This is a genomic window from Streptomyces sp. SID5785 (genome assembly GCF_009870065.1).
Classification (GTDB): domain Bacteria; phylum Actinomycetota; class Actinomycetes; order Streptomycetales; family Streptomycetaceae; genus Streptomyces.
Genome location: NZ_WWIA01000424.1, coordinates 1 through 613 on the forward strand (window position 1 = coordinate 1; position 613 = coordinate 613).

Here is a 613-nt window from a genome sequence, read left to right on the forward strand (position 1 = left end):
GACAGGGCGCCGCAGGTGACGGCGAACGTGAGTGCCTCGTCAGGGGAGTGGCCGTCCAGGGTGGCGGCGACGAATCCGGCGTCGAAGCTGTCGCCTGCGCCCACCGTGTCCTTGGGGTCGGCAGGCACGCCCGGGGAGGTCAGGAGGCGCCGCCCGTCGTGACACAGCGCACCCTCTGCACCCTTCTTGACGACGGCCAGCGGGCCGCGTGCCGCCAGGAGTTCCGCTGCGTCCTCCGGTGTCCGCGCGGCCGGTCCCGCCAGACACAGGGCCTCTGCGGCGTTGGGCAGCAGGATGTCGGTCTGTGCGAGGACGGCGCTCAGTCCCGCCCAGGTGCCCGACGGGTCGTCCTGGGGGTCGAGGGAGGTGGTCGCGCCGTGCGAGCGCGCGGTGCGCAGCAGGTCCGGCAGGTCCGCGGCCAGACGTGGTTGCAGGAAGTACGAGGCGCTGTGGACGTGCCGGGCCGCGGCGAGCAGGTCGTCCGGGACGTCCGCGCCGCTGGTCGCGGCGAGCGTGCCGGTCGCGGTGAGGATCGCGCGGTCGTCGCGCTGTGTGAGGACGACCGTCAACGGCGTCGGCAGCGTGGGGTCGAGGTGCAGGGCGCTGGTGTCGA

1 protein-coding gene is annotated in these 613 nt (G+C 74.1%); it reads right to left on the reverse strand.

Annotation, left to right across the window (positions count from 1 at the left end; genetic code table 11):
• On the reverse strand, positions 1-613 hold a 613-nt coding region (locus GTW43_RS13865; RefSeq protein ID WP_237536586.1), incomplete at both ends, for a PfkB family carbohydrate kinase.